Annotated in this window: 21 protein-coding genes and 1 other RNA gene; 16 read left to right on the top strand and 6 right to left on the bottom strand. The window is 41.0% G+C overall.

Annotated elements, in window-relative coordinates; translation table 11 throughout:
* The first annotated feature begins 7 nt into the window (after positions 1–7).
* The 4 genes from UN64_RS03460 (at position 8) to eno (ending at position 5,275) form a co-directional block, all read left to right on the top strand.
* Positions 8–1,192, top strand: coding sequence for a phosphoglycerate kinase (locus UN64_RS03460; protein ID WP_077359735.1), 1,185 nt, complete (start codon positions 8–10; stop codon positions 1,190–1,192).
* Between the two features lie 224 nt (positions 1,193–1,416).
* Positions 1,417–2,175: a triose-phosphate isomerase gene (gene tpiA / locus UN64_RS03455; protein WP_077359733.1), complete on the top strand. Its 759-nt coding sequence runs from the start codon at positions 1,417–1,419 to the stop codon at positions 2,173–2,175.
* Complete coding sequence (gene gpmI / locus UN64_RS03450) at positions 2,172–3,704, top strand: 2,3-bisphosphoglycerate-independent phosphoglycerate mutase (protein WP_077359731.1); 1,533 nt, start codon at positions 2,172–2,174, stop codon at positions 3,702–3,704. The genes tpiA and gpmI overlap by 4 nt, the downstream gene beginning before the upstream one ends.
* A 278-nt stretch (positions 3,705–3,982) precedes the next feature.
* A complete protein-coding gene (gene eno, locus UN64_RS03445; RefSeq protein WP_077359729.1) occupies positions 3,983–5,275 on the top strand; it encodes a phosphopyruvate hydratase in 1,293 nt (430 codons plus the stop codon).
* Positions 5,276–5,441: 166 nt separating this feature from the next.
* Here eno and UN64_RS21465 read toward each other — a convergent pair whose 3' ends face one another.
* Positions 5,442–5,528, bottom strand: a complete 87-nt coding sequence (locus UN64_RS21465) for a putative holin-like toxin (protein WP_226536389.1) — start codon at positions 5,526–5,528, stop codon at positions 5,442–5,444.
* Between the two features lie 186 nt (positions 5,529–5,714).
* Positions 5,715–5,888: an asparagine synthase gene (locus tag UN64_RS03440; protein ID WP_077359727.1), complete on the bottom strand. Its 174-nt coding sequence runs from the start codon at positions 5,886–5,888 to the stop codon at positions 5,715–5,717.
* A gap of 183 nt (positions 5,889–6,071) precedes the next feature.
* On the opposite strand from UN64_RS03440, the gene UN64_RS03435 reads away from it, so the two are divergent.
* From UN64_RS03435 to ssrA, 9 genes are all read left to right on the top strand, one after another.
* Positions 6,072–6,770, top strand: coding sequence for an FHA domain-containing protein (locus UN64_RS03435; RefSeq protein ID WP_077359725.1), 699 nt, complete (start codon positions 6,072–6,074; stop codon positions 6,768–6,770).
* A 229-nt stretch (positions 6,771–6,999) separates the two neighbouring features.
* The gene (locus UN64_RS03430) at positions 7,000–7,260 is read left to right on the top strand and encodes a hypothetical protein (RefSeq protein ID WP_077359723.1); all 261 of its coding nucleotides are present in this window, start codon (positions 7,000–7,002) and stop codon (positions 7,258–7,260) included.
* Between the two features lie 44 nt (positions 7,261–7,304).
* Positions 7,305–7,637, top strand: a complete 333-nt coding sequence (locus tag UN64_RS03425) for a hypothetical protein (RefSeq protein WP_077359721.1) — start codon at positions 7,305–7,307, stop codon at positions 7,635–7,637.
* An 88-nt stretch (positions 7,638–7,725) separates the two neighbouring features.
* Positions 7,726–7,965 (top strand): preprotein translocase subunit SecG, encoded by a 240-nt coding sequence (gene secG, locus UN64_RS03420; RefSeq protein WP_077359719.1) that lies wholly within the window; start codon positions 7,726–7,728, stop codon positions 7,963–7,965.
* Positions 7,966–8,106: 141 nt separating this feature from the next.
* A complete protein-coding gene (locus UN64_RS03415; RefSeq protein WP_077359717.1) occupies positions 8,107–8,796 on the top strand; it encodes an alpha/beta hydrolase in 690 nt (229 codons plus the stop codon).
* A 12-nt stretch (positions 8,797–8,808) separates the two neighbouring features.
* Positions 8,809–9,555, top strand: a complete 747-nt coding sequence (locus UN64_RS03410) for an alpha/beta hydrolase (RefSeq protein ID WP_077359715.1) — start codon at positions 8,809–8,811, stop codon at positions 9,553–9,555.
* 30 nt (positions 9,556–9,585) lie between these two features.
* On the top strand, positions 9,586–11,904 hold the full coding sequence (rnr, locus tag UN64_RS03405) for a ribonuclease R (RefSeq protein WP_281249320.1): 2,319 nt from the start codon (positions 9,586–9,588) through the stop codon (positions 11,902–11,904).
* Positions 11,905–12,006: 102 nt separating this feature from the next.
* Entirely contained in the window at positions 12,007–12,474 is a 468-nt protein-coding gene (gene smpB, locus UN64_RS03400; protein ID WP_066292503.1) for an SsrA-binding protein SmpB, read from the top strand.
* Positions 12,475–12,623: 149 nt separating this feature from the next.
* Positions 12,624–12,961: a transfer-messenger RNA gene (gene ssrA / locus UN64_RS03395) on the top strand.
* A gap of 336 nt (positions 12,962–13,297) precedes the next feature.
* Here the strand turns inward: ssrA and UN64_RS03390 are convergent.
* Positions 13,298–13,705, bottom strand: a complete 408-nt coding sequence (locus tag UN64_RS03390; RefSeq protein ID WP_077359713.1) for an LAGLIDADG family homing endonuclease — start codon at positions 13,703–13,705, stop codon at positions 13,298–13,300.
* A gap of 273 nt (positions 13,706–13,978) precedes the next feature.
* Here UN64_RS03390 and UN64_RS03385 point away from each other — a divergent pair, with 273 nt between their 5' ends.
* Both UN64_RS03385 and UN64_RS03380 read left to right on the top strand, forming a co-directional pair.
* Positions 13,979–14,752, top strand: a complete 774-nt coding sequence (locus UN64_RS03385) for a hypothetical protein (protein ID WP_077359711.1) — start codon at positions 13,979–13,981, stop codon at positions 14,750–14,752.
* A 112-nt stretch (positions 14,753–14,864) separates the two neighbouring features.
* On the top strand, positions 14,865–15,926 hold the full coding sequence (locus UN64_RS03380; RefSeq protein ID WP_139343007.1) for a M42 family metallopeptidase: 1,062 nt from the start codon (positions 14,865–14,867) through the stop codon (positions 15,924–15,926).
* Between the two features lie 49 nt (positions 15,927–15,975).
* Here the strand turns inward: UN64_RS03380 and UN64_RS03375 are convergent, their stop codons facing one another.
* Together UN64_RS03375 and UN64_RS03370 are read right to left on the bottom strand one after the other, a co-directional pair.
* Positions 15,976–16,182: a CsbD family protein gene (locus tag UN64_RS03375; RefSeq protein WP_066292496.1), complete on the bottom strand. Its 207-nt coding sequence runs from the start codon at positions 16,180–16,182 to the stop codon at positions 15,976–15,978.
* A gap of 18 nt (positions 16,183–16,200) precedes the next feature.
* Positions 16,201–16,731, bottom strand: a complete 531-nt coding sequence (locus tag UN64_RS03370; RefSeq protein WP_077359709.1) for a YflT domain-containing protein — start codon at positions 16,729–16,731, stop codon at positions 16,201–16,203.
* A gap of 251 nt (positions 16,732–16,982) precedes the next feature.
* Here UN64_RS03370 and UN64_RS03365 point away from each other — a divergent pair, with 251 nt between their 5' ends.
* Positions 16,983–18,209: an EAL and HDOD domain-containing protein gene (locus tag UN64_RS03365; protein ID WP_077359707.1), complete on the top strand. Its 1,227-nt coding sequence runs from the start codon at positions 16,983–16,985 to the stop codon at positions 18,207–18,209.
* A gap of 40 nt (positions 18,210–18,249) precedes the next feature.
* Here the strand turns inward: UN64_RS03365 and UN64_RS03360 are convergent, their stop codons facing one another.
* Entirely contained in the window at positions 18,250–19,122 is an 873-nt protein-coding gene (locus UN64_RS03360) for an esterase/lipase family protein (protein ID WP_077359705.1), read from the bottom strand.
* Positions 19,123–19,242 lie beyond the last annotated feature (120 nt).

Raw genomic sequence — 19,242 nt, 5'->3', positions numbered from 1 at the left:
TGTACTTATGAACAAAAAAAGTGTTCGCGACATCGATCTAAAAGGCAAAGTCGTTTTTTGCCGCGTTGATTTCAACGTGCCGATGAAAGATGGAAACATTACGGATGAAACGCGTATTAACGCTGCTCTTCCAACCATCAAATACTTAACAGAGCAAGGTGCAAAAGTTCTTTTAGCAAGCCACTTAGGACGTCCAAAAGGACAAGTTGTGGAAGAGCTTCGTTTAGATCCAGTTGCACAGCGTTTAAGCGATCTTCTTGGAAAAGAAGTTGTGAAAACGGATGAAGCATACGGGGAAGAAGTAGAAAAAGCATTAGCAAGCCTAGACGAAGGCGGCGTAATCTTATTAGAAAACGTGCGTTTTTACCCAGGTGAGGAAAAGAACGATCCTGAACTAGCAGAAAAATTCGCAGCTTTGGCTGATGTTTATGTTAACGATGCTTTCGGAGCAGCACACCGTGCACATGCTTCAACAGAAGGGATCGCAAAACATCTTCCTGCTGTATCAGGCTTGTTAATGGAAAAAGAACTTGAAGTGCTTGGGAAAGCTCTATCAAACCCTGACCGTCCTTTCACTGCGATTATTGGCGGTGCAAAAGTTAAGGACAAGATTGATGTAATTGACAATCTTTTAGACAAAGTAGACAACTTGATCATCGGCGGTGGCCTTGGCTACACATTCATTAAGGCTCTTGGCCATGACGTAGGGAAGTCTCTTTTAGAAGAAGATAAGATCGAAACTGCAAAAACATTTATGGAAAAAGCAAAGAAAAACGGTGTAAACCTTTTGATTGCTGAAGATGTTTTAGTAGCAGACGATTTTTCAAATGATGCTAACACAAAGAATGTAGACATCGATTCCATCCCTTCAGATTGGGAAGGTCTTGATATCGGTACGAAAACAATCGAAAAGTACGTAAAGGTTATTAAAGAATCGAAGCTTGTAATATGGAACGGACCTATGGGTGTGTTCGAAATTGACGCATTTGCAAATGGTACTCGTTCTGTAGCAAACGCACTTGCGGAAGCAACTGATACTTACAGTGTAATCGGCGGCGGAGATTCAGCAGCAGCTGTTGAAAAGTTTGGTCTAGCTGACAAGATGAGCCACATCTCAACAGGCGGCGGAGCTTCTCTTGAGTTCATGGAAGGTAAGGCACTTCCAGGCGTCGAAGCACTTAACGACCGTTAGAAAAACGATTAGAGGCGAACTTCTTTTTTGCCTCTTTGACAAGTTGATTGGAGCGTAGGGTGCGAGACTCCTGCGGGATCAGTGTGACAGGTGAGACCCCCCAGCGCAAAGCGATAGGGAGGCTCACCGCACACCCCGCGGAAAGCGAGCACCCGGAGCGTAAATCAACTACTTGCAAGAACTACAGTAAAAAGTATGAAAACTCTTTAAAGAGGTGAATTTGAATGCGTAAACCTATTATTGCAGGTAACTGGAAAATGAATAAGACGTTAGCGGAAGCTCGCAGTTTCGTAGAAGAAGTGAAAGGTCTTGTGCCTTCAGCTGAAGCTGTTGATTCTGTAATCTGTGCTCCTGCTCTTTTCCTTGATTGTTTAGCAGACGAAGCAGAGGGGACACCTCTTGCGATTGGTGCTCAAAACATGCACTTCGAGGAGAGCGGTGCTTTCACAGGTGAGATCAGCCCTGTTATGCTAAAAGATCTAAACGTTCAATATGTTATTCTTGGACATTCTGAACGCCGTGAACTTTTTGGAGAAACAGACGAATTGGTTAACCAAAAAACACAAGCTGCATTCAAACACGGATTAACTCCGATCGTTTGTGTGGGTGAAACACTGGATCAGCGTGAAGCTGACAAAACAAAAGATGTTGTTAAAGAACAGACGGAAAAAGGTCTTCAAGGTCTTTCAGATGATCAGATGAAACAAACGGTTATCGCTTATGAGCCAGTTTGGGCAATCGGAACTGGTAAGACTGCATCTTCTGAAGATGCAAATGAAGTTTGTGCTTACATCCGCAGCGTTGTTGCAGAACAATTCTCACAAGATGTAGCAGATGCTGTTCGTATTCAATACGGCGGCAGTGTAAAACCTGACAATATTAAAGAATTAATGGGCATGTCTGACATCGATGGCGCATTAGTCGGCGGTGCAAGCCTTGAGCCAAAATCTTACCTTCAGCTTTTGGAGGGCGTTAGCCGATGAGTAAAAAACCGGTAGCTTTAATCATCTTAGACGGCTTTGCTTGCCGTAATGAAGACAAAGGTAATGCTGTCGCACAAGCGAAAAAGCCCAACTTTGACCGCTACTGGGAAACGTATCCGCATGCACAACTAACTGCTAGTGGGGAAGCTGTTGGACTTCCTGATGGTCAAATGGGAAATTCAGAAGTGGGTCACTTAAACATCGGTGCAGGACGTATCGTGTATCAAAGTTTGACTCGCGTGAATTTATCCATTAAAGAAGGCGATTTTTACGAAAATCAAACCTTTATCGAAGCTATGGACCATGTGAAGAAGGAAGGAAAAGCACTTCATATCTTTGGGTTGCTATCTGATGGCGGAATCCACAGCCATATCGAACACATCTTATCTTTGCTTGAACTTGCTAAAAAGCAGAATGTAGAAAAGGTATATCTGCACGGATTCTTGGACGGGCGTGATGTACCGCCTCAATCTGCAAAGAGCTATATTCAAACAACAGTCGATAAGATAAATGAACTTGGTATTGGTGAGATTGCAACATTATCAGGCCGCTATTATTCAATGGACCGTGACAAGCGCTGGGATCGTGTAGAAAAATCGTACCGCGCGATGGTTTATGGTGACGGCCCTGATTACACAGATCCGTTCGAGGTCGTAGAAGACTCTTACAGGAACGGAATTCATGACGAGTTCGTGTTGCCGTCTGTTTTGAAAAAAGAAAATGGCGAGCCAGTAGCGACTATTCAAGATGGAGATGCAGTCATCTTCTGTAACTTCCGTCCTGACCGTGCCATTCAAATCTCGCAAGTGTTTACGAATGAAGACTTCCGTGGTTTCGACCGCGGTGAAGCGTTCCCTAAAAACCTTCACTTTGTATGCTTAACACATTTTAGTGAAACAGTAGATGGTGATGTGGCGTTTAAGCCGACTAACTTGGACAATACGCTTGGAGAGGTTTTATCACAGCAAAACTTCAGACAGCTTCGTATTGCCGAAACAGAAAAATACCCGCATGTTACGTTCTTCTTCAGCGGAGGACGTGAAGCTGAGTTTCCTGGTGAAACACGTATCTTAATCAATTCGCCGAAAGTCGCAACGTATGACTTAAAGCCTGAAATGAGTGCTTATGAAGTGACGGATGCACTTTTAGGAGAAATTGAAGCGGACAAGCATGACGCAATCATCTTAAACTTTGCCAACCCTGATATGGTAGGTCACTCTGGAATGCTTGAACCTACGATTAAAGCAGTTGAAACAGTTGATGAATGTTTAGGAAAAGTAGTAGATGCAATTATTGCAAAAGGTGGAGCAGCGATCATTACAGCTGACCATGGTAACGCCGATGAGGTTATTACGATGGAAGGCAACCCGATGACAGCTCATACCACAAATCCTGTACCGGTAATTGTTACCCAAGAGGGAGTAGACCTTCGCCAGGACGGAATCTTGGCCGACCTTGCACCAACGGTTCTAGCTCTTTTAGGAGGCAATCAGCCGAAAGAAATGACAGGTAAAACGTTAATTAAATAGGGCAGCTTAGGTGCATAACGCTGCAAAGGGCCCTTGTACGTCTGGATTAGTTGTGGAAGCAGTTTATTTCCGCTCCAGGTGTTCGCTTTCCACGGGGCGTGCGGTGAGCCTCCTTGCGCTTTGCGCCTTTAGGAGTCTCACCTGTCCCGCTGATCCCGTAGGAGTCTCACACCTTGGGCTCCAATCAACTTTCCTTAGAAGCGTACTCATGCTTCAAAGCAAGAACCTTTTTGAAATGAGCCTTTACATTAAACTTTTTATTAAAAGGAGAGAATTTTATGTCAACGATTATTGAAATTTATGCTCGCGAAGTCCTCGACTCTCGTGGTAATCCAACAGTTGAAGTAGAAGTTTACACTGAATCAGGCGCTTTCGGTCGTGCAATCGTTCCATCTGGTGCTTCTACTGGTGAATACGAAGCAGTTGAGCTTCGTGATGGCGACAAAGAGCGCTACCTTGGAAAAGGTGTTATGAACGCAGTAAACAACGTAAACGAAAACATCGCTCCCGAGCTAATCGGCTTCGATGTTTTAGACCAAGTTGGAATTGACCAAACATTGATCGAACTTGATGGTACTGAAAACAAAGGCAAGCTTGGTGCTAACGCAATCCTTGGTGTTTCCATGGCTGTTGCTCACGCTGCTGCTGATTTCTTAAACGTGCCTCTTTACATGTACCTTGGCGGATTCAACTCTAAAACTCTTCCAGTACCAATGATGAACATTCTTAACGGTGGAGAGCACGCTGACAATAACGTTGATATTCAAGAATTCATGGTTATGCCTGTTGGTGCTGAAAGCTTCCCTGAAGCACTTCGCATGGGAACTGAAATCTTCCACAGCTTAAAAGCCGTTCTTAAAGAAAAAGGCTTAAACACAGCTGTTGGTGACGAAGGCGGATTCGCTCCTAACCTTGGTTCAAATGAAGAAGCTCTTCAAACGATCATGGAAGCAATCGAAAAAGCTGGCTACAAGCCAGGTGAAGAAGTACGTCTTGCAATGGACGTTGCTGCTTCTGAATTGTTCAAGAAAGAAGACGGCAAATACCACCTTTCTGGTGAAGGTGTTGTTAAATCATCTGAAGAGATGGTTGCATTCTACGAAGAGCTTGTTAACAAGTATCCGATCGTTTCAATCGAAGATGGACTTGATGAAAACGACTGGGATGGCTTCAAGCTGTTAACAGAGCGCATCGGTGACCGCGTTCAACTAGTTGGTGACGACTTGTTCGTTACAAACACAACAAAGCTTTCTGAAGGTATCGAAAAAGGAATCGGTAACTCAATCCTTATCAAAGTTAACCAAATCGGTACGCTGACTGAAACATTTGACGCGATCGAAATGGCTAAGCGTGCAGGCTACACTGCTGTAATCTCTCACCGTTCTGGTGAATCAGAAGACAGCACAATCGCTGACATCGCAGTTGCGACAAACGCTGGTCAGATCAAGACTGGTGCTCCTTCACGTACAGACCGTGTTGCGAAGTACAACCAGCTTCTTCGCATCGAAGACGAGCTAGGCAACCTTGCTGTATATCCAGGAATGAACGCATTCTACAACCTAAAGAAGTAAATAGTACAAAAGTAGGGGTCTGACCCCAAACAAAGACAAACCGCCATTTTGTCTTTCTGACAAAGACAGCCCCCGGATAGGCGCCTCAGAGCCGCATCCGGGGGCTGTCTTCATTTAAAACTGCGAAACTGGCACAAGCTGTTTAACAAACGAAAAATCCTGCTGTTTATCGAGAGCGGCCGTTAGAATGAAGGATAGTAACAATGAGCATTGAGAAACTAATCATCAGTGACATCGTTTCAAAAACAGTCATTTTTGATCCCTCCAATCTTGTTACCTTTAAGATTTGTAAAAGCAGGGTTGTCCTATACGGTACAAACTAAAAATTTTAAAAATATTTATAAAATTTATAACTGTAAAGAAATGATTTACATCATAATAAAGAAAATGCCCCAAAAGCAAAAACTTTCGGGGCACCTTCATTCAAAAAAATTAGAACCTAACGGCGATGTTCAACAAGGTCAATTACACCAAGTACGACGTGAGCAAGACCAAAACCAAAGATTGTATTGGCAACCATCTTGTTCGTACCGCGTGACTGTTTTAGCGCATAACCAGTAGCGGTTACTGCTGTTCCTAAAGTTGCAGGAATGAAGCCTTCACGAATATTCATCGTAATATCCCTCCGACATCTTGAGTTGTAGGTTCTGCGGTATCATTAAGACACCATTGTTATTGTTGCCATGTCGGAATAAAGGATACTATCATTTTTTCCATATCCTTATTTCTTCTAATTTGAGTCATTATCATATAAAATGCTAGTAACAAGTTATTGTTTTTGTACGGGGGAATTAATATGAAACAAAGCTTATACATACGAATAGAAGCGGGAGACCCTTATGATACGGGGAGCTTGATTCCGCTAAAGTCTGAAGGTGAGTTTTTAACCTTTGGAAGGTCATCACATACCAATGAAACAGATATATCATTGCTAAGTCCATATGTTTCACGCAATCACGCTGAAATTTTTATACAAGATGGTCAGCCTTTTATTCGTGACTTGGATTCCAAACACGGGACTGAGCTAAATAATGTAAAGCTGGCGAATGTACCCAAACAGCTGCAATCAGGTGATGTAATCAGCTTGGCAAAAGGTGTTGTTCTGCTAACCTACTTAAATACCGAAACAGCAGAAACAGACTTAACGATGGAGTTTACATCACCAATTGAACCCACTGAAAAGAAAATCACGAACGGTCTGCACATCATACCTGAACGGCGCCAGATCTCGATCGATGGTGAACCTTTATTTTTATCAGGAAAACATACGGATCTGCTTGTTTTTCTCTACAGAAAAAAGAATCAGGCTGTGAGCAGCGACGAAATTAAGATTCAAATCTGGCCGGAGAGAATGGTAGCAGGGTCTAATACGCTGCCTGATGTAGGGAACGATGAGATTAATGCTCTTGTATATCGTTTGCGAAAGAAGTTAGGACCTTATGGTGATTCTATTGTTACCGTTCCAAGATACGGCTATATGCTGCAAATTAAATAAATTCCGACCACTTAGAAACCTGCACAAGTTTTAAACTCATGCAGGTTTTTTTAATTAGTCACGTCGACTCATTAAACATTTGTTTAATTTTCAGAAACTTATCATGTTCGTATGAGAGAAGAATCATGTAAAAGCCATTTTAGAGTTGATGAAAAGAGAGTAAATTAATTAAAAGGAAAAAACTCCTTAATTATCGATGTTTCTTCCAAATAGGTGTGGTGAAGTAAAAATGAGGGTAGAGGAAACTGTACAGCATCGAAGAGACAGGGCATTTCGTTTTCAGCTATATTTTGGATTTATTATTCTTTTATTTATTATTTTGATTCTGAGAACCTATGACCTGCAGATTACAAATGGTGAAAAAGCCCGTTTGAAATCAGAAAACTATGAAGATGTTGTTATAAAAAAATCCATATTCAACGACAACTACTATTCCTCACAGAAGGACACACCATTAGAAACAGACATAAAACAACCAAAAGATCAGTAAAATGAATATGGGGGATGTCCCCATAATGCGAAGAGGGGATGTTTATGATGCAGCCACTTAAACAAGAATCTTCGGATGGTGCAGAAATCAAACAAGAAAAATTGAATCCAATCAGCTTTGTTGGAAAAGTGAAAGAAGCAAAAGGAAGTATGTTTACGATTCATCATAAAAAAACGATGATGAGAGTACAGCTGGACTCCACAACAGAGTTCCTTGACGGAGATAAGACACTTGATATTGCGCCAGATGAAGCAGTTCAGTCTGGAGTTACGGTTCAAATTGTGGGGCTACTGAATAAAAGGCTTAACGTAATAAAAGCTGTCAGGCTTTATATCTTTCATAAGGAATTTAATCTCAACTACTCTGGAACAAATTAAAGAAGGTTCAGAAAAAAACTTTGCCTCGTCCCTTCCACTATGATACATTTATAGTAATGTAACGTGGAACGGTGGAGGTGTAACATTCATGCTAACAGCAGCAAAAATCCTTCTTATTTTAGTATCATTATCTTTAATTGTTGTCGTTGTTCTTCAGTCAGGTCGTTCGGCCGGATTATCTGGAGCGATTACAGGTGGGGCTGAGCAGCTTTTTGGTAAACAAAAAGCACGCGGTATTGATGCATTGCTTAGTAAACTTACAGTGATTCTTGCAGTATTATTTTTCATTTTGACAATTTCAGTAGCGTATTTCTTACCTACAAATTAATCAGTACTTAAGAACAGCAGGCGAAACAATCGCTTGTTGTTTTTTTATGCGCAAAAACCGTGGCTCACCATTTCTTATATTGGTTGTGATATGATTTGATACGTACATAAAAGGGTAATCTAAAGTCAAAAAGGTGGTAGCATGATCGGTTGTCTTTGTTTGCATGGCTTTACCGGAGGACCCTATGAAATCGAGCCCATCACAGAATATCTGCAGAAAAATACCGATTGGATACTTTCTGTTCCGACTTATCCCGGACATGGGACTGAGCTTTCATTAAAGGGCAGAACACACAAAGAATGGCTGCAAGAAGCGGAAAACGCATATCTGGAACTTCGAAAAAAAGCCGATAAAATCTACATTGTCGGGTTTTCAATGGGCGGAATAATCGCAGGTTATCTGGCATCCAAATATGGCTGCGATAAATTAATCCTTTTGAATGCAAGTGCGTATTATTTTAATCCCGGACAGATGATTAAAGATATCGCAAATATGATGATCTCAGGGTTCAATGGGCAGTTAAAAGACCATGAACTCTATAAAAGATACAGAAAAAAGCTGCTTGATACCCCTTTAAGTGCAACAAGGGAATTTCGAAAGCTAGTGAAGATGCTTAAACCAGAATTAGCACAGATCTCAGCACCTACGCTGATTGTACAAGGAGAGTGTGACGGACTTGTACCAAGAAAAAGTGCCGAGTTTTTATATGGGACGATCGCGGCATCCAATAAACGAATTTGCTACTTTAAAGAATCGAAGCACATGATCTGCCATGATGTTGAAAAAGATCAGCTTATTGATGAGGTTTATCAATTTTTAATGAGTGAATAGGAGAGAAACAGCATGAAAATTACAGCACCAAAACCGTTTTTCTTTGAAGGAGGAAAGCGGGCAGTCCTCATGCTGCACGGATTTACCGGCAGTTCAGCGGACGTTAGAATGATGGGGAGATTCCTTCAAAAGAAAGGCTACACGTGTCACGCACCTCAATACAAAGGACACGCGGTCCCGCCCGAGGAGTTAGTTCACACTGGTCCGGATGACTGGTGGGAAGATGTAATCGGCGGATACAATCACTTAAAAGAAAAAGGGTATGACGAAATTGCAGTAGTCGGACTTTCCCTTGGAGGCGTATTTTCACTTAAACTGGCAACTGAACACCCTGTAAAAGCGGTTTTACCCATGTGTGCACCTATGTACATCAAAAGCGAGGAAGTCATGTATAAAGGGGTTTGCGAGTACGCCGAAGAATATAAAAAGCGGGAACAAAAAACTCCTGAACAAATTAAACAAGAAATGGAAGAGTTCAAGAAAACACCGATGAATACGCTAAAAGCACTTCAAGAGCTCCTTCAAAGCGTAAGAAATTCAGTTGACCTTGTATACGCACCTACGTTTGTGGTGCAGGCTAGACATGATGAAATGATTAACACAGATTCTGCAAATATTATTTATAACGAAGTTGAAAGTGAAAAGAAAGATTTAAAATGGTACGAAAATTCAACACACGTCATTACATTAGACAAGGAAAAAGAACAATTGCATGAAGATGTATATGCATTCCTAGAAGACCTGGATTGGTCTGAATAGAACCTTTTCCTTAAAAAAGGAGGTCAGTTTTTGGATAAACTGCAAATACTCCAGCTCATGAAAGAATCGGAAAAGCCGATGACAGTAACCGAGATTGAAGAAGCACTTCAACTCTCGGACGCTGAAGCTTTCAAAGAACTGGTTTTAACATTAAACCAACTAGAAGATGAAGGTTCCGTAGTCAGAACACGAACGAACCGCTACGGTCTTCCAGAAAAAATGAGTCTTATTAAAGGGCGTGTTCAAGGACATGCCAAAGGTTTTGCTTTTTTAATCCCTGAAGACAGCGAACAAAAAGATGTTTATATCTCACAATCAGACATGAATGGCGCGATGAGCGGTGATACCGTTCTAGTCCGTTTAAACAATACCTCTTCAGGATCACGTCCTGAAGGAACGATTATCCGAATTTTAGAACGCGGTGTTACTGAAGTAGTCGGTACATTCCAGGAAAGCCGCAGGTTCGGTTTTGTTGTGGCTGACGACAAACGAATCCCGAACGACATCTTCATTCCAGCAGACGGCGTGAATGGTGCTGTAGAAGGACATAAAGTTGTTGTAAAAATAACGAAATACCCTGAAGGCCGAAACAGTGCTGAAGGGGAGATCATCCATATTATCGGACATAAAAACGATCCGGGTGTGGACATTATTTCTGTTATTTTTAAGCACGGTCTGCCAAGAGAGTTCCCTGAAGAAGCATTAGAACAAGCACACAATACCCCAGACGAAATCGATCCGAAAGACATTGAAGGACGCCGCGATCTGCGAAATGAAACGATCGTAACGATTGATGGTGCTGACGCAAAAGACTTGGATGACGCGGTTCATGTAATAAAACTGCCAAACGGTCATTATAAGCTTGGCGTTCACATTGCTGATGTTACTCACTATGTAACGGAAGAGTCAGCAATTGATAAAGAAGCACGCGAACGCGGAACGAGTGTGTACTTAGTAGATAGGGTTATACCGATGATTCCGCACCGTCTATCAAATGGAATCTGTTCATTGAATCCGAAAGTTGACCGCTTGACGATCTCTTGTGAGATGGAAATCAATCATGACGGTGAAGTCATCAAACACGATATCTTCCCGAGTGTCATTAAAACAACAGAACGAATGACCTATACAGATGTGCGGAAAATTTTACAGGACGAAGATGAAGAAGTTTCGAAGCGCTACGAGCCCTTAATTCCATTCTTTAAACTCATGGGTGAGCTGGCAGAAGTTTTGCGTAAAAAGCGTTTTGCCCGCGGTGCGATTGACTTTGATTTTTCAGAAGCAAAAGTTCTCGTAGATGAAAACAGCGATCCGCAAGATGTCGTTCTGCGTGAGCGTTCAGTTGCTGAAAAGCTGATCGAGGAATTTATGCTTTGTGCTAACGAAACCGTTGCTCAGCATTTCCACGAGCTGGAGCTTCCGTTCATGTATCGTATCCACGAAGACCCAGACGAAGGCAAGCTTGAACGTTTCTTGGAATTCATCGGGATGTTCGGTTACGCGCTAAAGGGTACTGCAAGTGACATCCATCCGCGCAGTCTTCAGCAGCTTTTGGAAACCGTTAGAGGCGAACCAGAAGAGATGGTTATCAGCAAGATCATGCTCCGATCAATGAAACAAGCGAAATACGATCATATGTCACTCGGTCACTATGGCTTAGCTACTGAATTCTATACCCACTTCACATCGCCGATCCGACGTTATCCGGATTTGATCGTTCACAGGCTGATCCGAACATATCTGTTTCAAAAAGATACCGGCCCAAAAACGGTAAGCCACTGGAAAGCAGAGCTGCCAGGGATCGCTAAACACTCTTCAGCCATGGAACGCCGCGCAGTTGATGCAGAGCGTGAAACGGACGAGCTGAAAAAAGCCCAGTTTATGCTTGATAAAGTTGGGGAAGAGTTTGATGGTGTAATCAGTTCCGTTACGAATTTCGGGCTTTTTGTAGAGCTGCCTAATACAATTGAAGGTCTTGTGCACGTCAGCTACTTAACAGACGATTATTATCGTTTTGATGAGAAGTTTATGGCCATGATCGGAGAGCGAACAGGTAACGTGTTCCGAATCGGTGATGAGATTTCAATCCGGGTTGTGAACGTTAACGTTGATGAACGTGCGATTGATTTTGAAATCGTCGGTATGAAAGGAACACCGCGCAAGCGTCATAAAGATCGCCAGCAAGTTATCGATATCGGCGATACACCTAAAAGCGGACGAGGAAGACGCAGCAAGAGCCGCAAAAGCGAGTCTGATCGTTCCAGCGGACCTCAGGATTCCAAAAAGGGCAAGAAAAAGCCGTTTTATAAGCCTGTGGCTAAAAAGAAGGGCAAGAAAAAGAAGAAATAAAAGATATGATGATCAAGGTTCATCAAAAATGGTGAACCTTGACGTTATTTGACCAAATTGTTATAATTATAGTTCACTTGCTGTGGGGAGGATTGAGTTTACATGCCAAAAGGAGAAGGGAAAGTAGTCGCACAAAATAAAAAAGCGCGGCACGATTACCACGTCGAAGAAACATTTGAAGCTGGAATTGTCCTTCAGGGCACGGAGATAAAATCCATTCGCGCAGGACGTGCAAACCTTAAAGATTCATTTGCCCGTGTACAAAACGGCGAGTTGTTTCTGCACAATATGCATATCAGCACGTACGAACAAGGAAACCGTTACAACCACGATCCGCTTCGTACACGAAAGCTGCTTTTGCATCGCAAGGAAATAAATAAGCTTTTAGGCGCAACAAAAGAACAAGGGTATTCCATAGTTCCTTTGAAGATGTATCTTAAAAATGGTTTTGCCAAGCTTTTGATAGGTCTAGCTAAAGGTAAAAAGCATTATGACAAACGAGATGATCTTAAGAAGAAAGATGCAAAGCGGGAAATCGAGCGCGCCTTCCGCGATCGTCAAAAAGTCTAAATTGGCTGTTCTTACAGGAACTTACAATTGAGACGTTGTAGTAAAAATGTTATACTGAGTACACAAGTGAATAAGAGCAAATAAGCTTTTATCTCTTTCCGTGGTTCGGCAGAATTAAGTTTCTGCACACCATTTTATAATGGGGACGTTACGGATTCGACAGGGGTAGTTTGAGCTTAAGTTGCGAGTCGAGGGGGTCGGCCTCGTTAAAACGCCAAAGCCAATAACTGGCAAAACAAACAACAACTTAGCTTTAGCTGCGTAATAGCACTTTAGCTGTTCCTCCCTCCATCGCCCATGTGGTAGGGTAAGGGACTCACTCTTAGTGGGCTACGCCGGTTGTCCTCCGCCTGAGGACGATGGAAGAGAATAATCAGGCTAGCGATCTGGACGCCTGTCGGCTGGCAGATGGATTCGCGAAACGCGAATAAACCGACTACACTCGTAGAAGCTTAAGTGCCAATATCTTTGGACGTGGGTTCGATTAGGATTAGTCGCCTTATGTGGTAACACATAAGTGAAAATCCGGCTTTATCGGTGAAACCTAACCAGTGGAAATTCCGCTGTAAGGCAATGCCGAGTGGTATGTGGAGTAATCCAACAGCCATGTATCGACTTATAGGCTGCCAGAGTTTTTGGTAGTACTAGGATACGAAATTCTGCTTGGATACAAGTAAATTTATATTTCGTATAATACGCCGGGGGACCTGAATAACAGGTTCAAGATATAGTCAGTGCCATGACGAAAGCATGGAACAACATGTCCCACCGTCTCCACCAATACATAGGTGGATACAGACCAACATTTATTTGTTGGTCTTTTTTATATGTCAAAAAAAGCTTTTTCAAATAGCAACTTTGCTTTTAACATTTCGGGTGTGTATTTTCCATTACGTGGAGTAACTATATTGTAATTATTAAGAATCCATTTTGTTCGTTTTATTTTTCTTTCAATTTTTAAATAAGGTAATATTTTTGATAATACGAACATAACAGATTCTTTTCTCTTAATAGTTAAAGTATAAGAATTTTTATGCTTATCTGGATAATAATTTTTTTTATAGTTTATTCTGCTACTAACCATTGAATTAATATAAGAAAGAAGCTCTAAGTCAGTAGAAGCAATAGAAATACAAGGACGTCGAAATTCATTTCTATGCATTCTTGTTAACGTAATACTGCCTTCTCCATCAATAATCCCAGCTAAATAAGCAGCCTCCACGTTTTCCATTTTATCCTCCCTTACATAAATAACATTCTTACTAAATTATAACATAAATAAGAACACTTGTTCTAATTTATGTCTTATTTCCTAAAAAAAATATACGTATATTTTTATTTTCCTTTTTTTATAAACAATCGTGCACTGTAGCCAATTTTTTAATAAAAACAAATCATATGACTTAAAAAATTGAAATATAGACAAGTAACTATGCCTTTTAACGCGGTGCTACATATAATACATGGACAAGAGATGTCAATAATATTTTCAGGAGGAAATTTTTTGAGTTGCAAAAAAAATACACTCTCGGCTCGAGAGGTAGCACAGTTTTTATGTAAGCGTGTCATAGCCAACGAAGGGTTTGATGACATTGAAATAGAGGGTAAGCTTGTCTGTGTTGGAAGAGATTTTATCGCGATCAAAACAGACGACAGAGAAGTATTCTATTTGCCGTTAAACAATGTTAGAAACATTTCAGTTGTATCTGACAAAAGTTGCTGTCACAACGATCGTAAAAGAGTATGTAATGATACTTTCCGTGGTATTTTAAGGAAGTTAATCAATTGCAAAGTAAAGGTTAACGATGGTGGCGATGAAGAAATTGAAGGCGTTCTTACAGCTGTTAACCGCACATCTATTCAAATCGTTGAAGAAGAAAGCTTAAATATTGTTACGATTCCGATTGGTTCCATTAACTTTATTGCTCAAGCTGGCGAACTTAGCGACCACGAAAGCAGCAATTGCAGAATTTTATGCTGTAAAAAAGAAGATCCTTGCGGGAAAAAGAAAGACGATTGCAAGAAGAAACACGATTGTAAAAAAGAATCTTCTTCCTCTTCTTCTTCTAAATGTAAAAAGAAAGAATCCTCTTCTAGCTCAGTCGAGTTTTGGTGTAAAAAAGAATCTTCATCATCAAGTTCATCTTCTAGTTCATCCTCACTTTGGTGTAAAGAAGTATCCTCTTCTTCAAGCCAAGATCATTGGAAGAAAAAGAAAAAACAACACAAGAAAAGAAATTGTGCTGATTTAGAATCTAGAGGCTGGTTTAAACTTTAATATGTGTATGCCCTGTTTTTCGTAAACAGGGTATTCTTTTACATATCTTTTTATTCATAAGTAATAATTTACTAATTTTTCTCCATCCTATACCTATAGGACGGTGATTAAGGTGGATTTATTAAAAGAGTTAACAGAAACGAATGGAGCACCAGGTTTTGAAAAAGCAATAAGAGCAATTATGAAACGGGAAATTGAAAAAACGGGAGCCCATCTGGTTACTGATAACTTAGGCAGTGTTTTTGGGGAGAAAAAAGGATCCGGCGATGATGGTCCAAAAATTCTTCTTGCCGGGCACATGGATGAAGTCGGGTTCATGGTAAGCGAGATTACGGAGAATGGCTACCTTCGCTTCGTTCCACTAGGCGGCTGGTGGTCTCAAGTTCTGCTTGCACAGCGTGTGCATGTACAGACAAAAGATAAAACATTCACAGGGGTCGTTGGTTCAAAGGCTCCTCATATTCTTCAGCCAGAAGAACGAAATAAAGTTTATCCGATGAAAGAAATGTTTATTGATATTGGGGCGAATGATAAAGATCAAGTAAAAGAGTGGGGAATTAAAGTGGGTGACCCTATTCTTCCAATTTGTCCATTTGAGCTGATGCCCAATAATGACACGATTCTTGCAAAAGCTCTCGATAATCGAGCAGGATGCTATACCGCACTGACCGTACTTAAACAGCTTCAAGAAGCAGAACATCCAAACACCGTATATAGCGGTGCAACGGTACAAGAAGAAGTTGGCTTAAGAGGAGCAATTACAGCACCTTATATTATGGAACCAGATGTTGCCATTGCACTTGATGTAGGGGTGGCTGAGGATGGGCCAGGGGGCAATACTAATAAAGCAAAGCTAGGAAAAGGTCCGCTGATTACGTTCCTGGATTCATCCATGATTCCGCACACCGCTTTTCGTGATCTTATTATTGAGGTTGCGGAGAAAAATAATATTCCATATCAAGTAGATGTTATGCTTGGCGGAGGTACAGACGCTGGTAAATTCCATCTGTTCAAAAAAGGTATTCCAAGTATCGTAGTAGGTGTTGCTGCCCGTTACATACACAGCCATACTTCGATGATCAGTAAAAATGATTTGGAAAACAGCGCAAAACTAGTAGTAGAACTTGTTAAGGTACTAAATAAAGATAAACTTAATTCGCTGCTGGATTATTAACAGCAAAAAACCCCGCCAGATAAATATCTGACGGGGTTTGTCCTATCTTTTAATACTGTCCGAATCTGCGGTGCCAGTCATCGTACTCACGTTCCGCATCTTCTCTTGTTTTTCCGTGTCTTTCCTGAATCTTTCCGATCATTTTCTCACGATCGCCTTGCGCTTGATCGTAATCGTCATCGGTTAAATTTCCCCACTGTTTCTTAGCTTCGCCTTTGAGTTGTTTCCACTTGCCTTCCATTGTATCGTTTTTCATCTTTAATCATCCTCCATTCTAATATTTATTGGAATAAGAATCTTCATAACGATGAGCATTTGTAGAACGATACGTACGGAATGTATCGTTTACTTGTCTGTGACGATCAATTTCACTGGCATCAACAAGTACGAGAATATCACCGCCTTCAACGGCTTCTTCATATTCTTTCGCTTCTTTCTCAGGAATACCTAAGCCTACAAGAGCTCCTACGATTCCTCCAGCACCTGCACCAACTGCAGCACCGCCTAGAGCAGCTGCGATTGGTCCAGCAGCTACAATCGGTCCGATTCCCGGAATAGCAAGTGCTCCTGCTCCAAGAAGCAATCCGCCTAAGCCTCCGAGAACTCCGCCTGTAGCCATTCCAGTGGCAGCCCCTTGTGGAGCCTTCGTGCCTGTTTCTTCATGAATTTGTTTAACTTCCTTTTTATCCTTTGCAATTACCGAGATGTCATTTTCGTTATACCCTTGCGCTCTTAATTCTTTGATTGCGTCAATTGCATCATCTTCTGTACGGAAAACGCCTACTACTTTGTTATGCTTATCCATTGACTTCCTCCTTTGTGAGATGATTACTACATAAGTTTTGTTCCCAAAGACGGATGCAATGAAACGTTTTAGTACCTTTTTGAGTCGAAGTTACCACGAATTATTCCATCAAATGTAAACTAGCATAACGAAATGGTTATTATTTACATCTTAATGTGTATTGTCTTTATTTACATTTTATGGTTTGATGTCTATATTAAGGTAATTTTAAATAACTCTTAGACAATAAATAGTGAATTGGTGATTGAGAAATGGATATTTTTATTGGCAGACAGCCTATTTTAGATAGAGATGAGAATGTTGTAGCTTACGAACTTTTATATCGAAACAGTACTGCGAACAGGTATGAAGGCTTAGACCATGACAGTGCCACGGTGGATGTTATGGTTAACAGCTTTGCTGGAATCGGAATAAAGGAAGTCGGGGATCGCAAAAAGTGTTTTATTAATTTTACAGAGAACCTTTTATTAAATCGGGTACCTACTTATATTTCACCAGAGTATATTGTGGTGGAAATCTTGGAAACTGTGAATCTGACACAAGAAATTTTAAACGTTTGCAAAGAGCTGAAAAGCAAAGGATATATCATTGCATTAGATGATGTAGCTTTTAAACGGAATCTTTCACCGCTTCTTCCGTACATTGATATCATTAAGATTGATTATTTAGCAATGAGCCGGGAAGATATTAAAGATATGGTTGAGACATATAAACATAAAGTAACTTTCCTTGCCGAGAAGATTGAGAGCAGGGAGGAGTATGAAGAAGCCAAAGCTATGGGGTTTGAGTACTTTCAAGGGTATTTCTTCAGTAAGCCCATCATTCTCCATGGGAAAGATATTAACCCAATCCCAACAAATTATTTGCAGCTGTTGAATAAATTAAGTTCATCCGATCCGGATATTGATGAAATCAGCAACATTATTCAGCAAGATTTATCCCTTTCATATAAGCTGTTGAAGGTAATGAATTCAGGAACGTTTTTCTTTAAGAGTAAAGTAACCTCCATTAAGCAGGCTGTGGTGCTTCTAGGGCTTTTTGAGATCAAAAAATTGATTATGATCCTTATGATGTCCAGCATGAAAAAAGCAGACAATCAGACAGAACTTTTGAAAATGAGCTTAACGAGAGCTTCTTTCTTTGAGCGAACATCACGTATTTTTGGATTAAACAAAAACCAGCTTTATATGTTCGGTATGTTTTCATTGATCGACACGATCCTTAACAAAAATATGAAAGATATCATTGAAGATCTTCCGATAACTAATGAGCTGGCTGAAGCTTTAGTTGGTAACAATGAAAAGTATAATTTGGCTCTTTCTGCAGTAAAGTCTATTGAGCACGGGGAGTGGGACGAATTACAAACACTATGCCGCCCACTTCAGACATCAGGTGCTGAATTGCTGATGAATTATCAAGCAAGCACTTTATCAGCAGATCAATTTATTCAGGCACACACGGAAAGTACAGTTCAATAAATTTTAAAAGGGACTTCCGTTACTGGAGGTCCCTTTTAGGTTACTTAAATATGCCGACTGCTCTTTGGGGATCTGCAGGTCCTTCATAATCGAGTGCATCAAAGACAAAATGAAAAGCAAGTGGATCTTGAGCAATGTTCTGATGCTCAATCTGATCATATGGGTAATAATCCTGAATGGTGATATTAGTGATCTTCTCTTCCTCTCCTTTTAAAAAGGCTGAGGTGAAAGGAACAACAATTTCATCATTTCGGGTTGTGACCACTGTGTATGAGACATCACCAGGTGTTTCGTCATATTCATTCAGCTTCAGTAGAAAATCCGATCCAGCTGCTTGCTGCTGGCACGCTGTGCAAGATGCAAGATCTGCTCCTGTTGATGTAAGCTTCGTAAGACCTGCAACACCTTCCGTTCCATGATTTGATGGTACAAGCCCGATCAAATCCTCTACTTTTTCAGCTCCACCTAGGTTCTTCATATAATAACGCGGCATCATTCCACCTTGGCTATGTCCGACGATAGAAACTTTTTGGGCTCCTGTTAAGTTCAAAACGTTATCTATAAAAGTCTTAAGTTCGGCAGCTGAATCCTCAATAGGACCAGATGCAGGTACAGCACCGGTATACCCGTAATTTAAGGAATAAACACAATATCCTTTTTCTTTTAACAGGGGCGCTAGATTAACAAAGTTTCTTTCCATCGTTTCAAATGTTCCGGGGACGAGGATAACAGGTTCTGGATGCTCGGCACTCGGCTTGCAGGAAGCATCATTGGCGCCAGGAGGAGGAAGTCCTTCTTCTGTCAAGAATCCACTGGCAGATGAATCATTTGCTATCGCTGTTGTTTGGCTGCCACTTATCGATAGAATTGAAACGAGTATTACGGTAAAAATTATACTTAACCACTTTGACATTACACATCCCTCATTTCTAATTTTTAATAAAAAAAGACATCGCAAACTTCTCTCATACGGGATTGATTCGTGTCTCCAGATTCCTGCATAATCTAATAATTAACTTAGATAACATTAAAC

It is taken from the genome of Fictibacillus arsenicus, assembly GCF_001999465.1.
Taxonomy (GTDB): domain Bacteria; phylum Bacillota; class Bacilli; order Bacillales; family Fictibacillaceae; genus Fictibacillus; species Fictibacillus arsenicus.
This window is presented reverse-complemented; position numbering and strand designations above follow the sequence as displayed.